22 protein-coding genes and 2 pseudogenes are annotated in these 23,978 nt (G+C 63.0%); 14 read left to right on the top strand and 10 right to left on the bottom strand.

The genetic code is table 11. From position 1 onward, the window contains the following. Together WCE05_RS23655 and WCE05_RS23650 are read left to right on the top strand one after the other, a co-directional pair. On the top strand, nucleotides 1-286 hold a 286-nt coding region (locus tag WCE05_RS23655), incomplete at its 5' end, for a hypothetical protein (protein ID WP_368816670.1). 86 nt (nucleotides 287-372) lie between these two features. Then, a complete protein-coding gene (locus WCE05_RS23650; RefSeq protein ID WP_253080527.1) occupies nucleotides 373-4,515 on the top strand; it encodes a CheR family methyltransferase in 4,143 nt (1,380 codons plus the stop codon). 152 nt (nucleotides 4,516-4,667) lie between these two features. Here WCE05_RS23650 and WCE05_RS23645 read toward each other — a convergent pair whose 3' ends face one another. From WCE05_RS23645 to WCE05_RS23635, 3 genes are read right to left on the bottom strand one after another with little or no spacing between them, the layout of a single operon-like run. Next, nucleotides 4,668-5,219: an ATP-dependent Clp protease proteolytic subunit gene (locus tag WCE05_RS23645; protein ID WP_225787745.1), complete on the bottom strand. Its 552-nt coding sequence runs from the start codon at nucleotides 5,217-5,219 to the stop codon at nucleotides 4,668-4,670. Between the two features lie 47 nt (nucleotides 5,220-5,266). Next, nucleotides 5,267-5,662, bottom strand: coding sequence for a low affinity iron permease family protein (locus tag WCE05_RS23640; protein WP_225787744.1), 396 nt, complete (start codon nucleotides 5,660-5,662; stop codon nucleotides 5,267-5,269). 29 nt (nucleotides 5,663-5,691) lie between these two features. After that, nucleotides 5,692-5,832 carry a hypothetical protein gene (locus WCE05_RS23635; RefSeq protein ID WP_225787743.1) on the bottom strand — a complete coding sequence of 47 codons (141 nt, stop codon included), beginning with the start codon at nucleotides 5,830-5,832 and terminating at the stop codon, nucleotides 5,692-5,694. A gap of 269 nt (nucleotides 5,833-6,101) precedes the next feature. Here WCE05_RS23635 and WCE05_RS23630 point away from each other — a divergent pair, with 269 nt between their 5' ends. Genes WCE05_RS23630 through WCE05_RS23605 form a run of 6 tightly spaced genes read left to right on the top strand, consistent with a single transcriptional unit; the run spans nucleotide 6,102 to nucleotide 10,811 of the window. Next, nucleotides 6,102-7,019 (top strand): DUF72 domain-containing protein, encoded by a 918-nt coding sequence (locus tag WCE05_RS23630; protein WP_225787742.1) that lies wholly within the window; start codon nucleotides 6,102-6,104, stop codon nucleotides 7,017-7,019. Further along, entirely contained in the window at nucleotides 7,016-7,801 is a 786-nt protein-coding gene (locus tag WCE05_RS23625; RefSeq protein WP_253080524.1) for an endonuclease/exonuclease/phosphatase family protein, read from the top strand. Before WCE05_RS23630 ends, WCE05_RS23625 begins: the two co-directional genes overlap by 4 nt. Further along, the gene (gene clsB / locus WCE05_RS23620; RefSeq protein WP_225787740.1) at nucleotides 7,798-9,000 is read left to right on the top strand and encodes a cardiolipin synthase ClsB; all 1,203 of its coding nucleotides are present in this window, start codon (nucleotides 7,798-7,800) and stop codon (nucleotides 8,998-9,000) included. The genes WCE05_RS23625 and clsB overlap by 4 nt, the downstream gene beginning before the upstream one ends. After that, a complete protein-coding gene (locus WCE05_RS23615; protein WP_253090761.1) occupies nucleotides 9,000-9,959 on the top strand; it encodes a lysylphosphatidylglycerol synthase domain-containing protein in 960 nt (319 codons plus the stop codon). Before clsB ends, WCE05_RS23615 begins: the two co-directional genes overlap by 1 nt. Before the next feature lie 28 nt (nucleotides 9,960-9,987). Continuing rightward, complete coding sequence (locus WCE05_RS23610) at nucleotides 9,988-10,416, top strand: hypothetical protein (protein WP_225787738.1); 429 nt, start codon at nucleotides 9,988-9,990, stop codon at nucleotides 10,414-10,416. 17 nt (nucleotides 10,417-10,433) lie between these two features. Further along, complete coding sequence (locus WCE05_RS23605; RefSeq protein ID WP_225787737.1) at nucleotides 10,434-10,811, top strand: termination factor Rho; 378 nt, start codon at nucleotides 10,434-10,436, stop codon at nucleotides 10,809-10,811. A gap of 123 nt (nucleotides 10,812-10,934) precedes the next feature. Here WCE05_RS23605 and ykgO read toward each other — a convergent pair whose 3' ends face one another. The 3 genes and pseudogenes from ykgO to WCE05_RS23590 form a co-directional block, all read right to left on the bottom strand. After that, the gene (ykgO, locus tag WCE05_RS23600) at nucleotides 10,935-11,081 is read right to left on the bottom strand and encodes a type B 50S ribosomal protein L36 (RefSeq protein WP_023632134.1); all 147 of its coding nucleotides are present in this window, start codon (nucleotides 11,079-11,081) and stop codon (nucleotides 10,935-10,937) included. A gap of 245 nt (nucleotides 11,082-11,326) precedes the next feature. Further along, nucleotides 11,327-11,929 (bottom strand): annotated as a pseudogene (locus tag WCE05_RS23595) (amidohydrolase family protein); the annotation flags it as partial. 276 nt (nucleotides 11,930-12,205) lie between these two features. Continuing rightward, a complete protein-coding gene (locus tag WCE05_RS23590) occupies nucleotides 12,206-12,523 on the bottom strand; it encodes a helix-turn-helix domain-containing protein (RefSeq protein WP_368816669.1) in 318 nt (105 codons plus the stop codon). A 483-nt stretch (nucleotides 12,524-13,006) separates the two neighbouring features. Here WCE05_RS23590 and WCE05_RS23585 point away from each other — a divergent pair. From WCE05_RS23585 to WCE05_RS23560, 6 genes and pseudogenes are all read left to right on the top strand, one after another. Next, a pseudogene (locus tag WCE05_RS23585) lies at nucleotides 13,007-13,537 on the top strand (IS630 family transposase); the annotation flags it as partial. An 11-nt stretch (nucleotides 13,538-13,548) separates the two neighbouring features. Continuing rightward, nucleotides 13,549-13,878, top strand: a complete 330-nt coding sequence (locus tag WCE05_RS23580) for a helix-turn-helix domain-containing protein (RefSeq protein WP_368816671.1) — start codon at nucleotides 13,549-13,551, stop codon at nucleotides 13,876-13,878. Nucleotides 13,879-13,977: 99 nt separating this feature from the next. Then, nucleotides 13,978-14,277 (top strand): hypothetical protein, encoded by a 300-nt coding sequence (locus WCE05_RS23575; RefSeq protein WP_368816668.1) that lies wholly within the window; start codon nucleotides 13,978-13,980, stop codon nucleotides 14,275-14,277. A 111-nt stretch (nucleotides 14,278-14,388) separates the two neighbouring features. Continuing rightward, entirely contained in the window at nucleotides 14,389-14,745 is a 357-nt protein-coding gene (locus WCE05_RS23570; RefSeq protein ID WP_225787733.1) for a type II toxin-antitoxin system RelE/ParE family toxin, read from the top strand. Continuing rightward, nucleotides 14,742-15,044, top strand: a complete 303-nt coding sequence (locus WCE05_RS23565) for an XRE family transcriptional regulator (protein WP_186663749.1) — start codon at nucleotides 14,742-14,744, stop codon at nucleotides 15,042-15,044. Before WCE05_RS23570 ends, WCE05_RS23565 begins: the two co-directional genes overlap by 4 nt. A 392-nt stretch (nucleotides 15,045-15,436) precedes the next feature. Beyond that, on the top strand, nucleotides 15,437-16,324 hold the full coding sequence (locus WCE05_RS23560; RefSeq protein WP_368816667.1) for a tyrosine-type recombinase/integrase: 888 nt from the start codon (nucleotides 15,437-15,439) through the stop codon (nucleotides 16,322-16,324). Nucleotides 16,325-16,532: 208 nt separating this feature from the next. On the opposite strand, the gene WCE05_RS23555 is transcribed toward WCE05_RS23560, so the two are convergent. The 4 genes from WCE05_RS23555 to WCE05_RS23540 all read right to left on the bottom strand — a co-directional run. After that, nucleotides 16,533-19,514, bottom strand: a complete 2,982-nt coding sequence (locus WCE05_RS23555; protein ID WP_368816666.1) for a hypothetical protein — start codon at nucleotides 19,512-19,514, stop codon at nucleotides 16,533-16,535. A 177-nt stretch (nucleotides 19,515-19,691) separates the two neighbouring features. Then, nucleotides 19,692-20,180, bottom strand: a complete 489-nt coding sequence (locus tag WCE05_RS23550; protein WP_368816665.1) for a hypothetical protein — start codon at nucleotides 20,178-20,180, stop codon at nucleotides 19,692-19,694. Nucleotides 20,181-20,217: 37 nt separating this feature from the next. Next, nucleotides 20,218-22,785 carry a hypothetical protein gene (locus WCE05_RS23545; protein ID WP_368816664.1) on the bottom strand — a complete coding sequence of 856 codons (2,568 nt, stop codon included), beginning with the start codon at nucleotides 22,783-22,785 and terminating at the stop codon, nucleotides 20,218-20,220. After that, a partial coding sequence (locus tag WCE05_RS23540; RefSeq protein ID WP_368816663.1) for a hypothetical protein occupies nucleotides 22,785-23,978 on the bottom strand: 1,194 nt, incomplete at its 5' end. The genes WCE05_RS23540 and WCE05_RS23545, both read right to left, overlap by 1 nt.

Genomic DNA, 23,978 nt, shown 5'->3' with positions numbered 1-23,978 from the left:
CCGTTCCCCCAACACCAGGAAGACCGTCATGACACCGACCCACGCCACCCGCCAGGCCTGCCGCCAGCTCGCCCTGGAGCAGAACCAGCGCCTGTTCGCCCAGGCCTACCAGCTCGACCACGCGGCCTTCGCCCTGCTCGAGCGCCCCGGCCTGGATGCCGGTCGCTTCGACCACTACCAGTCGCTGCGGCGCAAGGCCGCCGAACGCTACGAGGAGGCCCTGGAGCACCTGGCGCTGATCGACCAGAGCTTTGGCGCGCGTTCACCGGCGATCGCTCGCCGCTGAGCCGAAGGGCGGCCTATAATCGCGCATCACACGCCCGGCGATGCTTCCAAGGGCCGAACCTTCAGGTCTGTACAAGGCTCCGTTCCATGAAGTCGTCCTCCAAGCAGTCCCCAGCCGCCCCGCAGAACCCAGCGCTGAGCCCCAGCCACCTGGACTTCCCGGTGGTTGGCATCGGCGCCTCGGCAGGTGGCCTCGAGGCCATCTGCACCTTCTTCCGGCAGATGCCTGCCGACTGCGGCATGGCCTTCGTCGTGGTGCTGCACCTGTCTCCCGACCACCAGAGCGTGGCCGACCGCATCATCCAGGAAACCACCGCCATGCCGGTGCGCCAGGTCAGCGAGCCGGTGCCCATCGAGCGCAACCATGTCTATGTGATTTCCCCGGCCAACCGCCTGTCCACCAACGACGGCTACCTGCGGGTCAGCCCGGCCAACCGCCGACGTGGCGACCATGTGGCCATCGACCTGTTCTTCCGCGACCTGGCCGACGTGCACAAGGACCACGCCTTCTGCGTGGTGCTTTCGGGCACCGGTGCCGATGGCGCGGTGGGCCTGTCGCGGATCAAGGAGCAAGGCGGCGTGACCCTGGTGCAGGCGCCGGACGATGCCCAGTACGATGGCATGCCCCGCGCGGCGCTGGAGACCGGCATGGTCGACCTGGTGCTGCCGGTGGCCGACATGCCGCAGAAGCTCATGGAACTGTGGCACAACGCCCGCCAGGTCCGGCTGCCGGAAATCGAGGACGACACCCTGCCGCCGGCGCTGGGCAGCCGCCGTGGCGACGCGCGTCAGGCCGAGCCGCTGCTGGAGGAGATCCTGCTGCTGTTGCGCACCAATACCGGCCACGACTTCCAGCACTACAAGCGCGCCACCGTGCTGCGCCGCCTCGAGCGGCGCTTGCACGTCACCGGCCAGGCCGACCTTGCCGCCTACTACCGCTACCTGGAGCAGCACCCGGAGGAGTCCGCGGCGCTGCTGGCCGACATGCTGATCGGCGTGACCAACTTCTTCCGCGACCGCGAAGCCTTCGAGGCGCTGGAGCGCCATGTGCTGCCCGAGCTGGTCAGCGACGGCGAAAGCGGCGACGGCCCGGCCGAGATCCGCGTCTGGTCGGCTGGCTGCTCCACCGGCGAAGAGGCCTACAGCCTGGCCATGCTGGTCTGCGAGCAACTGGCCGTGGAGCAGCGCGCGGCCAAAGTGCAGGTGTTCGCCACCGACCTGGACGAACGCGCCATCACCTTCGCCCGCAGTGGCAGCTACCCCGAGGCGATCGTCACCGACGTGCCGCCGGCACGGCTGCGCCAGTTCTTCGTCAAGGAAGACCAGCACTACCGGGTACGCAAGGAAATCCGCGAGAAGGTCCTGTTCGCCCGCCACAACCTGCTGTCCGACCCGCCCTTCTCGCAGATCGACCTGGTGGTCTGCCGCAACCTGCTGATCTACCTGGACCGCGAGGTGCAGCACGACATCCTGCAGATGTTCCATTTCGCCCTGCGCCCTGGCGGTTACCTGTTCCTCGGTTCGTCCGAGTCGGCCGACGTGGCCGGCGAGCTGTTCACCCCGGTGGACAAGCGCAACCGGATCTTCCGGGCCCGTGCGACCAACCCCGCCAGCCGGCGCTCCGGGCGCGAGTTGCCCGGCGCCGAGGTGCAGGCACCGATCCCGGACAACCGCACCAAGGCCCGCCCCGGGCGCAAGCTGTCCTACGCCGAGGTGCACCACCGTGCCCTGGCCCGGCGCACGCCTCCGAGCCTGATCGTCGACGGCGACGGCAACATCCTGCACATGAGCGAAGGGGTCGGCCGTTTCCTGCACCTGGTAGGCGGCGAACCCAGCCGCAACCTGCTCAACCTGGTCCTGCCACCCCTGCGCCTGGCCTTGCGCAGCACGCTGTTCCAGGCCCGCCAGGGCTCCCAGGCGGTCACCTCGCGGCCGGTGGAGCTGGTCGAGGGCGAGCGCAGGCTGCAGGTGGAAGTGGTGGTCCAGCCGCACAAGGACGAGCCCAGTGCCAGCGAGTACCTGCTGGTGGTCTTCGAGGAGCGCCTGCCAGACCCATCACTGCTGCCGGCCAGCGGCATCCGCCAGACCGACAGCATGGTCCTGGCCAACCTGGAGCGCGAGCTGCAACGCACCCGCCTGCAATTGCAGGAAACCATCGAGCAGTCGGAGATCTCCAGCGAGGAGCTGACCGCCTCCAACGAAGAGATGCAGGCCATCAACGAGGAGTTGCGCTCGGCCAGCGAGGAGCTGGAGACCAGCAAGGAAGAGCTGCAGTCGATCAACGAAGAGCTGCTGACGGTCAACTACGAACTCAAGAACAAGGTCGAGGAAACCGACAAGGTCAACGACTACCTGAGCAACCTGATCGCCTCCACCGCCATCGCCACGGTGTTCGTCGACCGCAACCTGCACATCCGCTGGTTCACCCCACGCGCCACCGACATCTTCAACATGCTGCCGGTCGACACCGGCCGCTCCCTGCTCGACATCACCCACCGCCTGGACTACCCGGAGCTGGCCGACGACGCCCGCGCCGTGGCCCAGGGCGAGACCACCATCGAGCGCGAGGTGGGCGGCGAGAACCAGCGCTGGTACCTGGCACGCCTGCTGCCCTACCGCTCCAGCGAGCAGAAGATCGACGGCACGGTGCTGACCTTCATCGACATCAGCAAGGGCCGCGCCGCCGAGGAGCGGTTGCGCCTGGGCGAGGAACGCATGCGCCTGGTGGCCGAGAGCACCCATGACTTCGCCATCATCCTGCTCGACGAGCACGGCCTGGTCACCGACTGGAACACCGGCGCGACGCTGATCTTCGGCTACGCCAAGGCCGAGGTGATCGGCCGTCACTACGCATTGATCTTCACCGAGCAGGACCGCCGCGAGGGCGTGCCGGAGCGTGAGCTGCGCGCGGCCCGGCTCAACGGTCGCGGCCAGGACGAGCGCTGGCAGGTGCGCAAGGATGGCAGCCGGTTCTACTGCAGCGGCGAGATCTCCCTGCTCAAGGGCAGCAGCTTGCGCGGCTACGTCAAGATCGCCCGCGACCTGACCGGGCACAAGCGCCTGCACGACGAGCAGAGCAAGCAACTGGCCGAGTCGCAGAACACCAGCCACATGAAGGACGAGTTCTTCGCCATCATGTCCCATGAGCTCAAGCACCCGCTGAACCTGATCCAGCTCAACGCCGAGATCCTCCGCCGCCTGCCGTCGGTGAAGCACACCAGCGCCGCCAGCAAGGCGGTTGGCACCATCTGCGACGCGGTGTCCAGCCAGGCGCGGATCATCGACGACCTGCTCGACGTGGCACGCATCCGCACCGGCAAGCTCAAGCTCAAGACCGAGCCGGTGGACCTGTGCGCCATCCTGCGGGGCATCCATGCGGTGGTGGTCAGCGAACAGCACCCCTGCAACGTGGTGCTGGAGATGCCGGCCGATGACCAGGCGCTGTTCATCGAGGGCGACAGCACGCGCCTGGAGCAAATCATCTGGAACCTGCTCAACAATGCCTTGAAGTTCAGCCCCACTGGCAGCGACATCCGCCTGGTGCTGGGCCGCCAGGGCGAACAGGCCTGCCTGCAGGTGATCGACCAGGGCATCGGCCTGAGCGAGCAGAGCCTGGAGTGCATCTTCGACCTGTTCAACCAGGGGGTCCCGCAACCGGTCGGCCACAGCCGCGAGGGGCTGGGGATTGGCCTTTCGCTGGTGCGCCAGCTGGTGCAGGCCCATGGCGGCAGCGTCCAGGCCAGCTCGCCGGGGCTCGGCAAGGGCTGCACCTTCGTCGTGTGCCTGCCGTTGTGCGACGCCGACCAACCCGCCTGTGCCCCGGCCGGCGAGCAGCAGGCCGAGGGCCGCTTGAGCGGTATCCGGGTGCTGCTGGTGGACGACTCGATCGAGGTGCTGGAGGTGATGCAGCAGTTGCTGGAAATGGAGAGCGCCGACGTACAGGCCTACAGCGACCCACGCGCGGCGCTGGAAGCCGCCGGCGGCGAGCGCTACGACATCATCCTCTCTGACATCGGCATGCCGGGCATGGACGGCCACGCCCTGATCAAGGCGCTACGCGGCCATGCCCACCTGCGCTACACGCCAGCCATCGCCCTGACCGGCTATGGCGCCAGCGCCGACCAGTACAAGTCGCGGCAATCCGGCTTCGACCGCCACCTGAACAAGCCGGTGGGTTATGACGAACTGGTGGAGGCGATCGAGGCGTTGAGCGGCTCGGTGCCCTACTGACCGCTCATCCGGCCGGTGGCGGATCGGGCACGACATTCAGGGCATCGCGCCACCGTCATCTGCCGTCATGGCAAGAAAACCCACAAGCGGAGTTCGCGAGCCCAAGGCACAGGATGCGATGGGCGCGGCCCGAGAATGAACTCCCGAGGCCCCTAGGCATGCACGCTCCACTGGCAGGCATCCGCTGCGATCGGCATCTCGTCGATGGCATGGATCATCCCGCTCTGCAACGCTTCCTTGGCCCCGAGGATACGCGGATAGGCCATCAGGTAGCGGGGCACGTCGAGCACCTCGGTGGCGCCCTGGGTACGCTCGGCGACGATCTGCGCGTAGAGCTGCAGGTCGTAGTCCAGGCTCATGGCGTATTCGGCCATCCGGGCATGGTCCACCGAGCCATGCAGGGTCCAGTGGAACGGATGGAACAGGAACTTGCTCATGGCGCAGGCGGTACGGCGCTCGCCGGCCAGGAACAGGATGTTGCCCATGGACTCCACCGTGCCCAGGTTGTGGGTGTGCACCGGCACCGGCAGCGAGCGCAGGAAGTTGTACAGGGTGAAACCGTAGCTGCACTCCCCGCCCATGGTGGCGATGTTGACCTGCAGCACCTCGGCGCCCTGCTGCAGGGCACGGGAACAGGTGTTGATCAGGTTGCCGCAGGTGGATGAGTTGATCGGGCCGGTGTAATGGATGATGTGTCTGGCCATGCGTGCCTCCAGGGTTGGCAGATCATTCCAGTGGAACGGGCTGGCCTTCAGCCCGCTTCGCCATCGCGAGGCGGGTGGGCCGCATCGTCTCGCTCGCCCTGCTCGCCCAGGCGCTGGTACTGCTTGCGCAGTGCATGCAGCTGGGCCGGGTCCATGTCTTCCAGGTCGAGCAAGGCCTTGTGCGCCTTGCGGGTGGTGCGCAGCAGCTCGTCGATCTTGATGTGCAGTTCGTCGTTGTCGCGGTTCTGGGTGTTCTGGATCAGGAACACCATGAGGAAGGTGACGATGGTGGTCGAGGTGTTGATCACCAGTTGCCAGGTGTCATTGAAGTCGAACAACGGCCCGCTCACGCCCCAGGCCAGGATCACTACGAGGGCGATGGCGAAGGTCAGCGGGCGGCCGGACCAGTTGGCCAGCCATTGGGCGAAGCGGTCGAATTTCATGTTGGCGGTCCTCCCGCGCTGCCTGGGCCTCAGCCCGGCAGCTTGTCCTCGCCGGGCAGGCCTTGCAGGTCGGGGTCGTCCGGCAGGACCTCCGGCTCGTCGTCGATCGGCTGCGGCTGGGTCGTACCGGGCAGTTCGTGCAGTTCGTCGAAAGCGTCGTCGGTCTTCATCGCAGGTTCTCCTCTGGCTGACGAGGCGCGGTTTCGCGGCCCCGGCATCCGGTGGAGAGACAGGCCACGGCAAAGTTCCAATTGTGAGCGCCGTGGTTGAAACCCAGGGGCTGCTTTGCAGCCCAACCCCAAGCCACGACCGAAAGGCCACTCGTCAATCCTGCTGAACCTGGCCACGCCTGCCCAGTCGCACATTCAAGAGCTGCCCGCATCCGTGGCCAGGTTTTCCAGGACGCGGGCGATATCCTCCACGAGCGAAGGAAGGCACCGTGAGCGAGATCCGCATTGGCATTTCCGGTTGGCGCTATGGCCCCTGGCGCAAGGATTTCTACCCCACCGGCCTGCGCCAGGACGACGAACTGGCGTTCGCCTCGCGGGCGGTCAACAGTATCGAGATCAACGGCTCGTTCTACGCCCTGCAAACACCCGAGCGCTACCGCAACTGGCACGACCAGACACCCGAGGGCTTCGTCTTCTCGGTCAAGGCGCCGCGCTACATCACCCATGTGCGACGGCTCAAGGAGATCGAGCAGCCGCTGGCCAACTTCTTCGCCTCCGGGCCGTTGCTGCTGGGCGACAAGTTGGGGCCGATCCTCTGGCAGTTTCCGCCGAGCCTCAGGTACGACGAGGCGCGCTTCAGCCATTTCCTCGAGTTGCTGCCGCACCGGCGCAAGGCCGCACGGGCTTGCGCCGAGCAGTGCAGCGAACAGCTGAAGGGCAACGGCGCCACCGCGCTCAAGGGTGACGGGGCCCTGCGCCATGCCGTGGAGATCCGCCACGACAGCTTCTGCTGTACGGCCTTCGTCGAGCTGTTGCGCCGCCACAACGTCGCCCTGGTGGTGGCCGACAGCGCAGGCAAGTGGCCCTATGTCGAGGATGTGACGGCCGATTTCGTCTACCTGCGCCTGCACGGCGACGTCGAGCTCTACAGCAGCGGCTATACCGCCCGTGCCCTGCGCCGCTGGCAGGCGCGCATCGAAGCCTGGAGCCGGGGCGGACAGCCCGACGATGCCCAGCTGGTCGTCCAGCGCGCCCCGCGCAAGCGAGCCTCGCGGGACGTCTACTGCTATTTCGACAACGACCAGAAAGTCCACGCGCCCTACGACGCCCGGCGCTTGCTGGAAAGGCTCAAGCTGGACGGCGAGCTGCTCACCGAGCCGGGCGTGGAACCGGAGGTCGAGCTGTGAACAAGACCCTGCCCGCCCCCCGCTGCATCATCGACCGGGTCACCGCCGTGCATCGGCTGAACGTGCTGACCATCAACGTGCATAAGGGCTTCACCCTGTTCAACCGACGCTTCATCCTGCCCGAGCTGCGCGAGGCGGTGCGTGCCACCGGCGCCGACCTGGTGTTTCTCCAGGAGGTACACGGTAGCCACCAGGAACACGCCCTGCGCCATCCGGCCTGGCCGGCCACACCCCAGTACGAGTTCCTCGCCGACAGCATGTGGCCGCAGTTCGCCTATGGGCGCAACGCCGTGTACCCCCACGGCGACCACGGCAATGCCCTGCTGTCGAAGTTTCCCATCGCCGAGTACCACAATCTCGACGTGTCGATCCAAGGCAACGAGCAGCGCGGCCTGTTGCATTGCCGGCTGGAGGTGCCCGGGCACGAGCAAGTGCATGCCGTCTGCGTGCACCTGGGCTTGCGCGAGGCCCACCGGCAGAGCCAGGTACGCCTGCTGCTGGAGCTGCTCGACAGCCTGCCGCCCAAGGCCCCGGTGATCGTCGCCGGTGACTTCAACGACTGGCGGCTGAAGGCCGATGCAGTGCTGTCCCAGCGCCTGGTGGAAGCCTTCGGGGAACACTTCGGCACACCGGCGCGCAGCTTCCCGTCGCGCCTGCCGCTACTGCGCCTGGACCGCATCTACCTGCGCAACGCCATGCCGTGCGCGGCCCAGGTCCTGTCCAAGTACCCCTGGTCGCACCTCTCCGACCATGCGCCCTTGGCGGCAGAGGTGAGCCTGTGAACAGACCCTGGGTGGACGGCAACCATGTCGAGCTGCTGATCAACGGCGAGCAGTACTACCCGCGCGTGTTCGAGGCCATGGCCCAGGCGCGGGAAGAGATCCTGCTGGAAACCTTCATCATCTACGACGACAAGGTCGGCCAACAGCTGCAGCAGGTGCTGATCGATGCCGCCCGGCGAGGTGTACGGGTCGAGGTGGCCGCCGACGGCTACGGCACCGCCGACCTGCCGGATAGCTTCGTCTCGGCCATGACCGAGGTCGGCATCCGCTTCCATGCCTTCGACCCGCACCCGCGCCTGGCGGGCATGCGCACCAACCTGTTCCGCCGCCTGCACCGCAAGATCGTGGTGATCGACGGCAAGCGGGCATTCATCGGCGGCATCAACTACAGCGCCGACCACCTCGGCGACTATGGCCCGATGGCCAAGCAGGACTATGCCGTGGAAGTCACCGGCCCGGTGGTCGCCCAGTTGCATGCCTCCAGCCGCCGCCTGTTGGCGCCAGTACTGCAGCCGCCGAGCCAGGTGCGCCCGGTCACCCAGCCCTGCGGCCAGGCCAGCGCCGTGTTGGCCGAACGCGACAACGGCCGTCATCGCAACGACATCGAGGCCTATTACCTGGAGGGCTTTCGCCTGGCGCGCCGGCGCATCCTGGTGGCCAACGCCTACTTCTTCCCCGGCTACCGGTTAATGCGCGAACTGCGCAATGCCGCCCGACGGGGCGTGGAGGTGACCTTGATCCTCCAGGGGCAGCCAGACATGCGCTGGGTCAGGGCCCTGTCGCGATTGCTGTACAACTACCTGCTGCGCGACGGCGTGCGCATCCACGAATATTGCCAGCGCCCGTTGCACGGCAAGGTCGCGCTGGTGGACGAAGAGTGGGCCACGGTGGGTTCGAGCAACCTCGACCCGTTGAGCCTGTCATTCAACCTGGAGGCCAACCTGCTGATCCGCGACCGCGCGTTCAACCAGCAGCTGTATCGGCACCTGAGCGAACTGGCCAGCCAGCAATGCAGGGCGGTCACCCTGGAGCGGATGATCCGTGGCTACTGGTGGCGGGCGCCGCTGATCTTCCTGTGCTTCCACATCATCCGCCATTTCCCGCGGATCGCCGGCTGGTTCCCGGCCCATCGCCAGGAACTGCAATCGCTGCGCCCGACCCAGGAAGACGAGTCCACCTACCACGAGGGCAAGACCTGATGGAGCGAAAGCCATGGCAGACCTGGGGCAAGCGCCTGCTCACCCTGGCGTTCCTGGTGCTGGTGCCGGCGCTGCTGTACATGCTGGCGCGCAACCTGGACTGGAGCGAAGTGCGCCAGTCGCTGCTGGCCTACAAGCCCGCGACTCTGGCGGTGGGCCTGGCCCTGGCCCTGGCCAGCTACCTGGTGTTCGCCAGCTACGACCTGCTCGGCCGTGCCTATACCGGCCACCATTTGCCCGTGCGCCAGGTATTGCCGGTGGCGTTCGTCTGCTATGCCTTCAACCTCAACTTCACCACCTGGGTCGGCGGCGTGGCCCTGCGCTACCGGCTGTACAGCCGCCTGGGCCTGGACACGCCGACCATCACGCGGATCCTGACCCTGGGGCTGTTGACCAACTGGGTCGGCTACATGCTGCTGGCGGGCACGGTGTTCGCCCTGCGCCTGGTCAAGCTTCCGGACGACTGGGCGGTGGGCGTCGTCGGCCTGCAACTCATCGGTTTCCTGTTGCTGGCCGTGGCGCTGGGCTACCTGCTGGCCTGCGGTTTCGCCAAGCGGCGCACCTGGCGCTTGCGCGCGCATGAAATCACCCTGCCGTCGCTGCGCCTGGCGCTCTGCCAGGTGACCTTGGGCGCGAGCAACTGGGCGCTGATGGCGGCGTTGATCCACTGGCTGCTGCCCCAAGAGCTGTTCTTCCCATCGATCCTGGGCATCCTGCTGATCAGTTGCGTGGCCGGGGTGGTGGCGCACATTCCCGCCGGGCTCGGGGTGCTGGAGGCGGTGTTCCTCGCCCTGCTCCACGGCCAGCTCGGCCAGGGCAGCCTGGTGGCCGCGTTGCTGGGTTACCGCACGTTGTACTACCTGATTCCGCTGTTGCTGGCGGTGCTGGTCTACCTGGTGCTGGAAAAGCGCGCCAAGGCCATGCGCCGGCGCGGCAAAGCGACATTGCGCAAGACCTGACGACGGCCGCGAGGCCAGGAGGTGTGCCATGCGTTTTCCCGTTCTGCTGCTGATGCTGGGCAGCCTGGTCAGCACCCAGGTGCTGGCCGAGGCCTGCGAGGTTTTCACCCGCTCCTCCAGCGATGCGGTGACGCCCGTGGAGCGGCGCACCTGCTACAGCTTCAGCGACATGCCCGCCGAGGCCATCGCCTGGTCGTGCAGCAACGAGAGCAAGGAGATGGTCAATACCCGCAAGCACCCGGTTTCGCGCTGCGCCGATGGCAGCGTCGGCAGTTGCATCGCGCCCTTGACCCAGGAATCGCTGGCCAACCCGAAATCCATCGGTCGCGACCAGCCCCCGACCCACCCGGCGGTGCCCAAGGACGCCCGGGTCATCACCTACTACTACGACACCCCGAGCCTGGCTCAGGCCCGCACCGACTGCGAGCGCAACGACGGCATCTGGCAGACCCATTGAACCGAAGGAGAACGACCATGCCACGTGGAGACAAAGACAAGTACACCGACAAGCAAAAACGCAAGGCCGAGCACATCGAGGAAAGCTACGAGGCCAAGGGCGTGCCCAAGGACGAAGCCGAGGCGCGGGCCTGGGCGACGGTCAACAAGCAGTCCGGCGGTGGCGAGCGCAAGGGCGGCTCCGGGCAGAAGAAAAGCCCGCAGGCCAAGGAGAAGGCTCGTGAGTCCTCGGCCAAGCGCGCCGCCGCCACCCGCCGCGGCGTGCCACGGCCCGGCCAGCGCCTGGAGGACATGAGCAAGGCCGAGCTGATGGACCGGGCGCGCAAGCAGAACATCGCCGGACGCTCGACCATGCGCAAGGCGGCGCTGGTCGAGGCGCTGCGCCGTGCGGCGTGACGGTGGCCCCAATGCCTGCCCGCCGAGCGGCATTGGGGCTGCTTTGCAGCCCATCGCGACCCACAGGGTCTGAGTCGATCACGCATGATGCGGTTTGCAGGGCCAAAACGGGCGGCCCATCGGCTAGCCCCGCTTCTTCTTCACTCCTCCCTGTCGCGCCTTGAAACGAGGATTGGATTTGCAGATCACATAGATCCTTCCGCGGCGTTTGACTACCTGGCAATCACGATGACGGCGCTTGGCTTGCTTGAGTGACGATAGTACTTGCATGGGAGTCTCCGATTACGTAATAACATAACATTAACGCAAATCATTCCCATCTCGCAATCACCCCGTCACAGCGCATCCTTTGCCATTACAAGATCCAATCTTCAACTATTTTCTATAGAGCTTTGAATACTTAATTGATTTATAAGTATTTTTTATCTGAATTACCCGCGAAGAGGACACCGAGCTGTATGGCACGGGCTTCGCCCATGTTCGCGCCCTCGAGGAAGACCGTCCCTTGTGCAACCTCAACCAGACCGTTGCGAGTGGAACACCAACGGCAACCCCTGGCAGCTGTCGACCACCCGGCCGCCATGCCAGGCAAGCTGACCGGACACCAGGGTGGTGGTCACCCGATGATGAAACCGATGCTGGATGAACGGCGTCCACTGACAGTGGACCAGCACCGGATCGAGGGTGACGGCCCGAGGCTCGGGCAGGCGTTCGATCAAGACCAGGTCTGCCCAGTAGCCTTCGCGCAAATATCCCCTGCCCTGGATTGCGAACAGGTCAGCGACCGAGTGACTGGTCTTGCGCACCAGTTGGGCAACCGACAGCACGCCCTCCTCGACCAACTCGAACAGTGCCGGTAATGCATGCTGGACCAGCGGCAATCCAGCGGGCGCCAACGCGTAGGAGCGTTGCTTCTGCGTCAGTGTGTGCGGTGCATGATCGGTCCCGATGACATCGATACGGTCGCACTGCAGCGCCTGGCGCAGGGCATCGCGGTCTGCCCGGGTCTTGATGGCGGGGTTGCATTTGATCAGGTGCCCGAGGCTTGCATAGTCGCGGTCATCGAACAGCAGATGATGCACGCACACTTCCGCGGTGATCCGCTTCCCCGCCACGGGGCGATGTTTTCGTCGGCCTGGACCAGCAGCTCGCGGGCAGAGACAGTGACCGGCAGTCCTTCATTGTCCAGCGCCCCCGTTGGCAGCCGAATATCCTCAACGCGAGCCATGATCTCGTCGGCCAGCTGGATGGTCGGATCAGCATCGGCCTGGCTAGGGCTGGCCATGTCGCGTTCACTTTCGGGAGCGACCCGAGCCTGCCACCGCCGTCCTTTCGGACCGGCGGTGGACAAAGCCTCGGTGCATTGGGGTGTCGGTTTCCCGACTATTGATGGGTCACTGGGCAGCTAATTCTTGCGACAACTCAGGGTGCTTAACAATCAGTCGCATCAGACATAGCACACCGCCAGGCGGCACGAAGCGGCCTTGCTCCCAGTCGCGAAGGGTGGCCACTGGTGTGGCGATACGTTCGGCAAAAGAGGCCTGGGTCAGACCAGAACGCTCACGCGCTTGACGCACCAAGATTTGCTCGGGCGTAGTGACTCGCCCGGCACCCATTTTCGCCTCCTTGAGCGCTTGACGCAGATCAGGTACCGCCTCACCCGCATCAGCCTCAATGGCCTTGGCAACAGCTTCAATATCAATGTCACGCATATCACACCACCTTGCTGATTTCAGCTGGGCTCATGTTGGAGCGCTCGGCCTTTGCATAGACCGTAACCAGCAACACGATTTCATCTTCTGTCAGGTGAAGTAAATCACTCTTGCACCGCCAGACTTGCCCGAGCCTGCGCGCGCCCAACGTACCTTTCTCGCCCCCTCTGCTCCGGGAATTACATCACCGGCCAAGGGGTTGGCTGCGATCCAATCGATGAACGCCACGCGTTCGTCATCACACCAAAGCTTGGCGGCGTTTTTTTTGGAATGTTGGCGTTTCGATCACTGTTCGCATAAGCCAAAAGTACGGGATTCCCGTACAAAGATCAATCAAAACCCTAGCCTCGGCTATTCACATCTCACTGACTGCCATATCGCCAAGCTGAACAGTCGTAACTGAACCTGGCAAATGGGCTCGCCGGGTGCAAACTCATGCTCATCCATGGAGGAGTATTGATTGAGCCTGCCTGCCGGCTCAGTCAGATTGAGCGGCGAACGCATGATTACAAGCGCCATGGCACAGCAAGCCTGTATGCAGCGTTCGATATCATGACCGGCGAGGTCATGGGCCGGATCACCCAGCGGCACCGGGCCAAGGAATTTCTGGATTTTCTCCGACAGATTGACCGCAGCACGCCAGCTGGGCTGGATCTTCATGTCATCCTGGATAACAGCTCGACCCACAAAACCGCTGCAATCAGGGATTGGCTGGAAAAACACCCGCGCTTCAAGCTGCACTTCACGCCGACCAGCGCGTCTTGGCTGAACGCAGTGGAAGGCTGGTTCTCGCAGTTGGAGAGACGGGCGCTGTATCGAGGTGTCTTCACCAGCGTTCCTGACCTGAAAGCCGCGATCCGCCAATTCATCACGGCTCACAACGAGCATTCGGCCAAGCCGTTCAAATGGAACAAGACGGCAGAGGCCATCATCAGCTCGGTACATATGGCAAAGCTGAGCGTGATGAAAAATAAGCTAATGAATAAGGACACCTTCGAAAGCGTCTCCCCTTAACCTGGTCTCAGATATCTAGGTACGAAGCAGGAAAGGCAAAGCCTCGGCTGGCTGTGCTGATGAAGCTAGCGGACGCACTGGACACGACTCCCGAAGCGCTGTCAGGTGACTCCTCCGATGACGAAGGTCGTGAAATCACACTGATGCTCACTGAAGAGGAATCGTCAAAGATTGATGAGTTCGCCGAGCAGTCCAGCATCAGCTTCAACGACGCCGTTCAGCAAATCATCGCGATGGGGTTGAAGATGAAGTACGACAAAAACCCAGACATGCTTGCTCAGCTTGAAGCTGAGATGCCAGGTGCGTACGAAAAGCTCGTTCAGCTTCTGAAAAAGCAGTAAACCAAGCCCGCCCAAGCGCCGCTCATTTTTTAACCAACGATTTTTCGCGGGTTCAGCTTTGCTTTCACCCAGGTCGTCAATGGCAAACGGAGTACGCACATGAAGCTACTGAAGAAAATGTCCACTGCTTTCCGTACCCGCAAAAAGTACACCTACGCGGAGCTGAGCGATTGGAAGCTATTACTGATAGGCATCCCTAGCTGCGCCGTAGGGGCCTACTACCTCTGGGTGTCGGGCAGCGTGACAGTGGAAATGCTCAACTGGTCACGAGACCATGCAATCAACCTCGACGCGATGCTTGCCGCTGGCTTTGTAGGTCTGCTCTGGCTAAGCGGCCTGTACTTCGCGACCGTCGTTCGCCGCTGTTACGACCTGATTGTCGAGAGAAATTTCCGGTAACCCCAAGCCCGGCCAAGCGCCGGGCCGCCCTGCTCCTGCCGAATCCACCCATATCCTTGACGAACTCCCGCCGAACGTTGCGTAACGCACCATTTTTGGTACACTCAACACATGAGTGAAATCCCACCAACATTGCACGTCAGTTTTTATCGCACGGAAGCGGGCAATGAGCCGGTGCGCGAATGGCTGACCGACCTGCCTCGCGATCACAAGCGGATGATCGGAACAGAAATCAAAACGGTCCAGATCGGCTGGCCAATCGGAATGCCAGTTGTCAGAAAGCTTGATAAAGGCCTCTGGGAGGTCAGGGTCAACCTAGTCGATACCATCGCCCGCGTGCTCTTCACCGTGGACGGGAACGTCATGGTTCTGCTTCACGGCTTCATCAAGAAGAGCCAGAAAACACCCGCGTCTGACTTGGAAACCGCCAGGCAACGCAAAGCAACACTAGAGAGGAACAAGCAATGAACCAGCACATCGGCTCCGATTTCGACGATTTCCTTGCAGAGCAAGGTCTCGCAGAGGAAGTGTCCGCTGCTGCCCTCAAGCGAGTCATCTCTTGGCAAATCGCTGAAGCCATGAAAAGCCAGAAGGTGACAAAAAAAGCCCTAGCCGCCCGCATGCACACCAGTCGTACCGCAGTGGACCGCGCACTAGACCAAGACGACCCAGGCATGACGCTGGCGACCCTAGCCAGCGCCGCTCGTGCACTGGGCCAACGCGTTGAGGTGCGACTGGTGCCGGAGCAAGAGGCTGCTCACGCATAACCTCGCCCTGCTCCAGTGAGCCCGGCCAAGCGCCGGATCTTTCCCACTCGCCCCATACACATGGACCCCATTCTATAGCTTATAGAATTGGGTCCATGTGTATACACGGCCAGCCCTACGGCAGCCTCTGGAGCCCAGCATGACCGAACCCACCCTCACCTTCAAATGCCTCGGCCACACTGAGCGCGTCGACGGCACGATCGCGAGCTACACGATTGAGGTGACCAGCTCGCGTAATGGTCGAGTTGAGGTACTGGAGGTAGAGCCCGATCACCTCGTCTCGGCCCGAAGCATGAAAAGATTTCTCTTAAACCGATGCATGTTTTACTCGACCACTCGCAACGACTCTGCTCCGCAGCGTCATCTCGCAGATTCAGTGGACTTCAGTAGGTGTGAAGCGAAACGCGATCATCAAGTTGTCGAGCGTATTCAAAACGGCCGTGCTGGACGGGCTGATCGCCAAGAACCCGACTGCTTCCCTGGACAAGCCAAAGGCCGTAAAGAAGGTCGTCGATCCATACACCAGGACCGAGGCGGAAGCGATCATTGTTCACCTTTACGGCAGCCTGCGCAAGTACTCCCAAATCTACGCAGCCTTCTTCGAGTTCTGCTTCTTCACGGGGGTTCGGCCTGGTGAGGCAATGGGCCTTCAGTGGGATGACGTCGATCTGGAGGAGCGAACTGCAGTCATACGCCGGATCATCATCAATCGAGCGCCACAAGAGCGCACCAAGACCAAGAATCACCGAACCATCCTGCTCAACGAGCGGGCGCTCAATGCCGTCAGCCAGGCCCGGCGAGTGGCAAACTTGAAGCGCATGGCTTCCAAATCGGCCAGTCCGGTCAGCCCCTTCGTCTTCCAGCCGAGCAAAGGTGGGCTGTGGATCAACGAGCCAAGTGTTACAATCCGCCACTTCAAAGCAGCGCTCAAGGCGCTGAACATCCGTGAACGCCGGCAGTACGACACCCGCCACACCTACGCAACCATGTGCCTAATGGCTGGGATGAACCCTGCGTTCATCGCGAACCAGCTCGGCCACAGCGTCGAGATGTTGCTCTCTACCTACGCGAAATGGATCAGCTCCTCCTCGGACTGGAGGGAGCTGGAGAAGCTGCCGCCCCGAGTCGAATTGGCCCGAAATTGGCCCAAAACGCACGAGAGGGGCCTAAATACACCTCTGGAACCCCCGCAGGACAAGCACTTGATTTCTACCGCCAACATCACCATGCGCTATGCAATGGGGGTTATTGGGTGGAGATGTGTAGGTTTTACTGGCTGAAACTCCTCTCTATCCCCCACCAAAACGCATTGACTGGTTCGGAAATTGGTCCGGCAGTCTGCGCCCCTCATCCATGCCGGTTCGGCATATCGATCTACCCAATCACACCATGTTAGACAATCAACCAATGGCATTTTTCTGGTCCTGTTGGGACATCCAGTGTCCCAGGAATGTCCCCGCTCTAGCGCTCTTCCGATATTAAGCGACTTCAGATGCCTGCTCCCTCAAGCGCTGCGACTCGGCCGGAAAGCTCCACAATCGTAGCAGACAGCCTGCTCCGCTCACGCCGCATCAGGGCGCACTCAAGGGCATATAGCTCGTCATAAGTCACGAAGTATCGGTACCCAGCCTCTACTGCGGGACGGATCAGCACATCCTCATACACCGCATCCTGAATCACAATTTCCTTGCCGAGATCATCAATGCCAAGGACCTCTGGCTGTATCAGCTTGCGCTCATACTGCGCGGGCTCTGCATCCCATTCGTGGTATTGGATAACGCCGTATTGGCGCCAGTCCAGTCCATGAGCATCGAAAGCGGCCACTAGTTCTTGGGCGATGACGCCGAATCGCCATTGGGCTGTTGCGCCAACAGAGTAAATGTCATCAAGCATCGTGTACTGACGGTAGACCACATCCTCGATCACATCGAGCACCGCGTCATCCAAGCCGCCCTCGCGCAAAATCTTGTACCGCAGGTCAGACGTGACGATCGGCGCGTTGACCAGGTAGATGTTGTTCGTCCTGAATGCCGCAGAGCCGAAGTTGTAGCTGGCGTCCGTGATGAATCGGGCGTTCTGGTAGAACGTGCAATATGTGTCGTTCACAGCGAATTTGGTGGCCCCGTCCTGCATGAGACGCAAGATCGAGCTGGAGCCACGGGACGTCAGCCACACATCGCCAGCATTGGCGTTCGAGGTAGTTGGGTACATCGTGATGTTGGGGCTGGTGGCTGCGGTGCCGTCTCCGGCGAACAACTGGGTATGGTGATCGCCGCCATCAATGGCGGTGTAGCGAATTCCTCCACGCTCGCTATTGTCTGAGCCCGTTCGGGTATCCCTGACGTTGAAGGTATATCCAAACGCGAACTCCATTGCAGGCCGGTACTCATTCGATCCCGGCAGGTGCACCGAAGCGCGCCAATTGTCCCCGTGCGGAATCGACACCTGGATCAGGTCGGCGATCTTTCCCGGATACTGCGCAACGGAATCCGCATAGGTGTACCGGCTGATGGCCGGGCTCTCCAGCGGGTTACCTTTTGGCGGGGTCAGGCAATAGATTTTCTTCTCGCGTCGCGTGATGGCGCCCAGCGCATACGTGGTGCCACTGTTCCATGCCCCATGGGTGGGTGCCCGGTCAGTTGGGCGCCAGCGGTCCGGGTACTGGTCGGGCGGACTGTTCACGTTATTGGTGAACGTATTCACGTAGTTCGTGCCGTAGTACGAAACGACCTGAGCACCAGCTCGCCAGTAGTCAACGAAGGTGACGAAAATCTCATCCCCTCTGATAGTTATTCCTTCCGGCTCGAACGACAGGGCGTCGCCAAGAGTCGGATGCCCGTTGCGAAGCTGCGCGTTCGTGTACTCGGCAGCGGGCCCTTCGAACGCGATCTCACGCAGCTTTTCGCCAGTCAGCGAGTGCACGGTTACCACTCGCTTCCCGTACACCGGGGTCGATCCCCACAGGATGTAGATGTAGCGACCGTCGCAAGTTTCACCCTGGTAGCCCGTCGTGGCATCGATATTCGCGGCAGAGAGGGTTCGGCTAGTGAAGATCGGCTCAGCATCCAGGGGGTTCAGCATCGACTCTACCTGGAGGCGGTCGTACACGAACAGAGTGCGGCCGCCCGCTGCCCCTGAATAATCGATGCCCACCAGGATCATGTACTTCCCGCACTGGGATACCTGTGCGCACCCCTTACCGAATCGCTCGTACCGGTGGCCAGACCCAGGGTTTCCCCACACCTGATAGTTGATGATGTCCGATGAGGTGTTGGCCGCCCCTTTCCATGGAAACTTTGACCAGCCCTTGCCGGTAGATACGGTGATGTCAGGGGCGCCAATAGGGGCTACATACGATGAGTACGCCCAGATCTGGCCGTTTTCATAGAGCACCGAAAGGTGCGCGTGCGATTGACGCATCTCCGGGGTGAACTCGGCGACCTCCTGCTGGGCACCGTCCTCCCTGAGCGGGATTCTTGAAGTTCGGCAGTACTCGTCAGGCCCCCAATCGGCCCCATCGCCCACGGACTGATTGATGAAGATCGACTCTTCACCAGTAACCGGATGCCTGAAGTAAGCCGTACCCTGTGGGGCGAACTGTGCGCCGGGATAGATCTCGGTGTCGCCCCAGCCGAAGCGCGGGGCCATCACCTTGCGTTGCACGTAATGGCAAGTGACCGGGTCGGTATCAAGGCGGATCACCGAGCCGAACTTGCTGTGCAGAACTCCAGGGCCGGTGTAGTCCTGGATGTTGAGCTGCAGGGTGTCGACCACGTAGGTCCCTTCTGGGACATAGGCCCCCTTCCCTGCCAGCAGGAATGCCGTAGTGTCGTCTGTAACCCCGTTGCCCGTGGCCCCAAAGTCCTTCACCGACACCACATCGCGCATCTTGGACTGGAACGTACGATACACGGCCCCAGCACCCGACTGGATGAACCATCCGAAGCCGCCAACTACTCCAGCGATGGCGGCATCGACATAGTCCCGCATGGTCCGGATGTTGACCGCATCTTGATCGGCCTGGCCATCGCCCAGGTTCTTGATCAGTCGACCCTTGGCGTCGTAGTAATTCTTGCCGATCGGCATCAGTAGGGCGCGGCGCAAGATGCCAAATGCCTGCTGGATCAGCATAGTCAGGCGGTCGAATACCGTTTCATGCGTCTCAGCTAGGAAGCGCCCCTGGTTGCGGAGGTCCGTTGGCTGGACCGCATCCATGACTCTGGAGATCGTCAGTGTGGCGCCGGGCGTAGCCAGCACGCCAGCAGCGTAGGCAGAGGTGAGGGTTCCTCCGCTTTGCGAGCCAGCGCCGGTCAGCGTGTACTGGGTGCCCAACACCAGCGTTTCCGAGACGCCGCTCTGCCGGACCAGTACGGCCTCGATATCTGAGTTCTGCAGGAACCGGTACGGGATCGGGAACGCCGGGCCGCCGGAGACGTATTCGATAACGTTATCAATGGTCGAGACGGTCAATTTTCTGTGCTCCAGAAATGCGAAAACCCCGCATGTGCGGGGCTCTCTGTGGGGGATTTCGGCTGGGTTAGGTAAACTGCATCTACGTCTTCCTCATGGGGCTATGCATGGGGTGGAAACAAAAACCCCCGGCACGTTGCGAGCGTCCGGGGGTTTTGATTTGGGTTGAGGAGTACCCTATGAGCTATGTGCTCGAAGGTATTCAAGGGCATCTGCAAATCGCTGAGCTTTTTCCAGGCTGCGCATCCTGACTGCTCGCAATTCACTACCATCTGTAGCTCGAACAACCACTGCGAACTGACCGGATTTCATCTTGCGCTGAAACACGCCGATTTTGCCGATGGAGTTGAAGTAGATGCGCTGCCCAACTTCCCGGGTGGCAACAGTCGAGGTACCGAGACCGATAGCGCTGTTGCCGATAACATCCGCTGTCGCAACGGTCGTTCCTTTCGATACCAGGCCCTGCGACAACCAGATGAACTTTTCAGTGACTACTACAGACTGAGGCTTGGTTTTGCTGAAGTCCTCATAGAAGACCTGCTCAACGGTTTCCACCGCCTGCTCTCTGGTCATTCCTGGCGGTGGCGCAGGACTGTAATCGATTGGCTTATGCCCACATCCTGCCAGCGCCATAATGGTGAGCCCCACAATTACGAGTAGCTTCATTGTTCCCTTCCCTGCTATTGGTTGAATGGACGCTAGATTAGCGCGCAATTCCAAGCGGGTCTTGGTAACTCTGTGACGGCCTAACCAAGAACTCCTGGCCATTTTGCTGCCTAATGCGTTCCTCGGTGCGGCGTAGCGAGCCAGGATTCAACGCCTCCTGAACCGAGAACAGGAATAGGTGGTCAAGCGCGATCCTGGTGTAGAACAGGTTCATGAATGGCGTGTTGTTCTGGGCCAAGCGCAGCGCCGACGCAGCGGTGTCATCGCCCTCCTTTGCCCTGGCCCACAGGTTGATCAAGTCTGCTGCGGTGCCCAGGGCCGGGCCGGCTGCCGACTCCAACGCCGTGTTGCCGAACCGGTTGGCCTCGCCGAACAGGTAGTCACCGAAAATGCCGAGGCCACCGCCCTGGACCATGGCCGCAAGCCAGGTCTTGTAATCGTCTGGGTCGCGGGGTTCGCGCCCCTTGGCCACGTCCTTCGAGGCCATCGACAGGTAACCGAAAGCCGTGGTCCACAGGATGAGCTGGGCCAGGGCCAGGCGCTCGCCATTGCCATTCCGCAGGGCCTGGATCAGGTCGCGGCCGCCACGGAAACTGTTGCCCAACGCCGTCGGCGTGTAGCCCCTGCCGTACAGCTCACGGCCCAGGGTCTTCTGCATGTAGGCTGCCGGGAAGCTCTTGAACTGGGTGATGAAGCGCAGCAGGTCCCCCGGCACAGTGCCGGGCTGGGTGCCCTGGTTCATGATCGAGCGGGTGCGCGCGTCCGGCTCCAGCACGGCATAGGTCACACGGTCGTTGACGTAGGCGCGCAGGCTTCGCTCAAGGTCCTGGCGAGTTTCACGGATCGCACCAGCGGATACCGGGCGGTTGTGCTCTGCCAGGTACTGGCCGATGCGTTCGTCGCTGATCGCAGCAATACCGTCCGGTGTCATGTAGTCGCGGCCGTCGGCCATGCGCATGTCCATTTCGCGCAGCAGATCCCACTTGCCCGCGTCCAGGTCGTATAGGCTCAAGGCACGCTTGAAGTCGGCATTCAGCGAGCCCCAGGCCCTGCCTTTGTTCTGGGCCAGGTGGTGGGCCATCATCAGGCCGGCGCTGGCCTTGTTGGCGTCGGTCCACCAAGACAGACCGTTGAGGCGGAAGAACTGGCTCATGCCTCGCGACATCTTGCCGCCGATCGAGTCATCGGCCGAGAAGCGGCGCATGATCTCACCCCGCATCGAGTCGGCGTAGACGCCGTAGGCCGACAGGATCTTGCGCTGCTCGGCACTACCCCTGCCCTTCAACAGGCCTGCGCCCATCTCAGCGAGGCTGCCCAGGAAGCTGCGCCCCTGGTACTTCATCTCGCTGGCTGCCACCGGCAGGTCGGTGAAGCTGGATAGCAGAGCGCCGCCCAGCTTGGACAGCGACTGCCAGGCCCGGACGTTCGCCGCCACACGGGCCTGGGTGGCATTGCCAGGGATTCGGGTCTGACCGCTGACCTCCTTGAACCGGTTGTCGATCACACCTCGACGCGCCGTGTTGAAGTTGGCCAGGGCTGCCGGATCACCGCTCTTGCGCACATCTTCCTTGATGATGTCCAGGGCCATGTTCAGGTTGGCCTCCGGGTTGGTGCCAAGGCGGCGCATCAAGGCGGTGTTCTGCCCGGACAGGTCCAGGCCGCGCAGCACTGCCTCGCGTAGGTTTCCGGTACCGAACAGCTGGTTATATTCGTGCCAGGCCACGCCATCGCGGAAGTGCAGGACGCGCTCCTGGCTCAGCTTCTTGGCCAGATTGGCCGGTCCGCGAAAGCCGTTGGGCTTCACGTCTGTTTGCGACTTCAGGTGGTCGCCCGAGACCAGGCCGTCGTACACGCCCTTGAGGAACACCATTGGATCTCCCTCGCCCCGGAAGGTAGCCGGATCAAGACGCGGCATGATCTCCTGGGCCCATCGGTCGAACCCAGCCGCACCGATCTTCTCGCTGTCATGGCTCTGTCGGGTGATGTAGCCCGGCATCTTTCCGATGCTGGCCCCGGCACGGTTGGCGTCGATGCGGGCGCCTTCCTGGTACTTCTGGATGAACCTGGCGATCTCGACGACCTGCGGGTTGAGGTCTTTCGTGTCCAACTCCTTACCGATGCGCCAAAGGGCGTCGGCGATGTCCTGGTCGGAATCGCCGCGGGCAAGCACGGCGGTCAAGTCGGCACGGTCCAGGTCGGCCAGCAGGCCGCCAATGTAGGCATCGCCCAAGGCTTTCTGCTCCGCAGCCACCGACAGCCGGGAGCCCTGCCGCGCCAGGTTGGTGCCTACCAGGAACGATTCGACGCCCAGATCCGGGCGGTCCGCGAACTGGTCGCGGACAAAGGCCACCAAGCGGGCGCGGGCGCGCACGTTCAGCAGCGCATTGCGTTTCTCGATGATGGCGGCGTGCTCGGCTTGCTTGGCCAGTTCGTCGGCGGCGCGCAGGGCGGCCTGCTCGCTACTCAGCGCCCCCTCGCGGGCCAGGATCTCTTGGGTTCGCCCGCGCAGCAGTTGGAAGATCTCCTGAATCTCGCTCGACTCCATGTCGCCAGCTGCGGCACGAACCGCGTCAGCACATGGGCTGATACCCGATGGAAGTGCCATCACCCTCTCCCCAGTTCACAGATGGCCGCAGCCCGGTAGGCCTTGGCGTATTGCTCGGCTTTCGCTGCCTCGGCATCGGCTGCGGTCATTTCGTCCCGGCCCAGGGCCATGACCTGGGCGCGCTGGTCCTCTGGCAACTGATCCAGCACCTCGCGGGACAGCGCCTCATCCTCGGCCAGGGCTGCACGGGCTTCCTCAAGGTCGTCTGCGATCTGGGCCTGACCATCCATGCGCCGGCTCTCTGCCTGGCCCTCTGGATCAACGCGGCGGGCCTGCGGGCGCTTTAGGTACTCCAATGCGCTGGCCGCCTTGGCCGGCTCTTCCAGTTCGAACAGCTTGGCCACGTCGATGTCGCGCCCGGTCATGGCCTGGGCCACAGCGGCGCGCAGGGCGTTATCGCGAATCGTCCAGTCGGCGCCTTCGGCGGTTTCGCGAGCGGTACGAATGGCAGCACCCAGCGGACGCTGCTGGTAGCCCTGCATGATCTGTCGGGCCCGGGCCTGGACCTGTGGCGCCAGGCGCTCAGGAACCTGCCCGCGCTCGATCAGGCCCAGGTCGCGCCGGTCAAGTTCGCCGGCGCGGTTGCGCTCGATCAGCGTGTCGATCTCGGCCGTGCGTGCGTGGAGCTGCTCGCGCTCGGCGGCGATCGAGTCGCGTGCGGCACGCTCAGCCTGCTTGCGGGTCATGCGCTGAGCCTGGAATGCCTTGGCGCGGTCGCGAAATGCTCCGTCCAGGTCCATGACCCGCTGAACCAGGCCAATGCGCTCGGCCTTGAGGTCTGCGATGTTGCCGATTCGCTCGCCGGTCAGGGCTGGGCGGATCTCGTCCAGGGCCTGCTGCTCTGCCGACCGATACAGGGCGGCTTGGTCAGCCTCCAGCTGTCTGACCATGCCGGCACGCAAGGCCACGTCGGGGTCCTCATCGAACAGGCGGCCCAGATCAATATCGCGAGGAAGATCCGCCCCGCGCACTGCTGTTCCCGCGTTCAGCGATGTCTCGACCTGGGGTGTTTCGGTCGCTATCCGGCGGCGCAGCGCATCGGTCACCGCGCCACCCACGGAATGCAGGCCTCCCCCGAGCAGGCCGCCCAAGGCGATGTTGGCCAGGGAGTCGGACAACCCGTACTCCGTCTGGTCAGACTGCGCAGCCAGCAATGGCAGAGGCTCCAGGATGGCTGCCCCCACTGCCCCCTC

The organism is Pseudomonas sp. I2 (assembly GCF_040984075.1).
Classification (GTDB): domain Bacteria; phylum Pseudomonadota; class Gammaproteobacteria; order Pseudomonadales; family Pseudomonadaceae; genus Aquipseudomonas; species Aquipseudomonas guariconensis_B.
This window is presented reverse-complemented; position numbering and strand designations above follow the sequence as displayed.